At 48.2% G+C, this 2,089-nt stretch carries 3 protein-coding genes; all 3 read left to right on the top strand.

The genetic code is table 11. From position 1 onward, the window contains the following. Positions 1-68: 68 nt before the first annotated feature. On the top strand, positions 69-1,127 hold the full coding sequence (locus WAK81_RS04635) for a 2Fe-2S iron-sulfur cluster-binding protein (RefSeq protein WP_422195875.1): 1,059 nt from the start codon (positions 69-71) through the stop codon (positions 1,125-1,127). Between the two features lie 42 nt (positions 1,128-1,169). Beyond that, complete coding sequence (locus WAK81_RS04630; RefSeq protein ID WP_171533270.1) at positions 1,170-1,940, top strand: enoyl-CoA hydratase-related protein; 771 nt, start codon at positions 1,170-1,172, stop codon at positions 1,938-1,940. Beyond that, positions 1,940-2,089, top strand: a 150-nt coding sequence (locus tag WAK81_RS04625; RefSeq protein ID WP_422195876.1) for an enoyl-CoA hydratase/isomerase family protein, incomplete at its 3' end; no start/stop codon positions are given. The genes WAK81_RS04630 and WAK81_RS04625, both read left to right, overlap by 1 nt.

Raw genomic sequence — 2,089 nt, 5'->3', positions numbered from 1 at the left:
GATTGCGCGGTGGGCAGGGTAAACCAATAACAAGCCTGAACACCGCCACCTAAAAGAAGGATTTTGCCATGAGCCAATTTATACCATTAACCATTAAATCGATTCAGCCACAAACCGAGCAGGCGATCTGCATTGCCTTTGATCTCGCGCCTGAGCAGTTGGATACTTTTCAATACCAACCGGGTCAGCACCTGACCATTCGTCATTTAACCGATGACGGCGAGCTGCGCCGCTGTTACTCGATCTGCAGTGATACTCAAGAAGACATGAGTATTGCAATTAAGAAAATTGATCAGGGTCAGTTTTCAACTTGGGCCAATGCGCATCTCAAAGCAGGCGATGTTTTAGAAGTCATGCCACCGCAAGGGGTGTTCTTTCAGAAAGCAGCCAAGGCCGGTGGCCAAAATTATCTAGGGTTTGCAGCAGGCAGTGGCATTACGCCAATCTTATCGATTGTCAAGTCGGTACTGAACCGTCAAGCGGACGCAACATTCACTCTGGTATATGGCAACCGTTCCTGGAAACAGACCATGTTCTCTGAACAGATCATGGACTTGAAAGACCGTTTTAAAGAGCGTCTGCAACTGGTGAATATTTTTTCACGTGAACTGAATGACAGCGAGATCTTTAATGGTCGGATTGATGCGGAAAAATTACAGCAGCTGTTTCAGGCCAATCTGATTTCAGCCGACACTGATCACTGTTTTGCCTGTGGTCCGGAAGAAATGATGGCAGCGGTCGAAACGGTATTACCGACTTGGGGCATTCAGCGCAGCAAGATTCACACTGAACGCTTCAATACGGGTACTGTACCGAAAGCAACCGCCCAGCAGATGGAAAGCCGCAGTGAAGAACGCGTCAATATTGTTCTAGATGGTCGTGAGCTGATTGTTGAAGTCTCCAAACAGGATGACAGTATTTTAGATGCTGCGCTACGTGCCGGGGCAGACCTGCCATATGCCTGTAAGGGCGGCGTCTGTGCAACCTGTAAATGTAAGGTGTTAGAGGGACAGGTTGAAATGGCGGTGAATTACAGTCTGGAAGAAGATGAAATTCAGAAAGGCTATGTGCTCAGTTGTCAGGCACGTCCAACCACGGCCAATGTCCGACTCAGTTTTGATGAATAACAGCTGAATTTACAGCACCGCGAGCATAGCAGGAGTTCAAGGATGACCTACATTAAAACCAGCTCACCCAAGCCAGGTGTGGTACTGATCGAGCTAAATCGCCCGGAAAAGCGCAATGCCTTAAACAATGCCACCTTGCAAAACATTGCAGCCTGTTTACAGGACTTGGAAACAGATGCTGCTGTGAAAGCCGTGGTCATCACCGGAAATACACAATGCTTTGCTGCCGGTGCTGATTTAAATGAGCTGGCACAGTTAGATGTGGTCAGCATCCAGCAGGATCAGCGCCCACTGCTTTGGAAAAAAATTGATGAATTTTCCAAGCCTTTAATCATGGCCGTGAATGGTTATGCTTTGGGTGCAGGTTTCGAGTTGGCTTTGCATGGTGACATGGTGCTGACTGGAGAAAATGCCCAGTTTGCCTTACCTGAAATTGGTTTAGGGATGCTGCCGGGTGCCGGTGGAACACAGCGCCTGGCCCGTCTGGTCGGTCAGCAATTGACGATGCGCTGGGCCATGACCGGTGAAATGATTTCGGCACAGACCGCATTGCAACATGGCATTAGCAGCCAGGTTTGTCCGGCAGGATTGACCGTGCAATACGCACTGGAACTGGCGGAAAAAATTGCCAAGCAGGCACCGCTGGCCATTCGTGCCATCAAGCAATCTTTAAAGTCGATCCATGAAGTGACTTTAAGTCAGGGATTGAAGCTCGAGCGTCAACATTTTGTCTGGCTAGCGGCAACCCAAGATCGCCAGGAAGGCATCAATGCATTTTTAGAAAAAAGAAAACCAGAATTTAGAGGTGTGTAATGGATTATCAAACAATTATTGTCGAAGAAAAAAATGCAGTAGGCTACCTGACCTTTAACCGTCCAAAACAGCTCAACAGCTTTAATGAAACCATGCATCAGGAAGTCTCCAAGGTCATCAAGGCCTGGGCCAAAGACAGCCAGATTCGT

This window comes from Acinetobacter sp. (genome assembly GCF_049284435.1).
GTDB lineage: Bacteria > Pseudomonadota > Gammaproteobacteria > Pseudomonadales > Moraxellaceae > Acinetobacter.
Note: the sequence above shows the minus strand (reverse complement) of the source record. Positions and strands in the feature narration are given on the sequence as shown.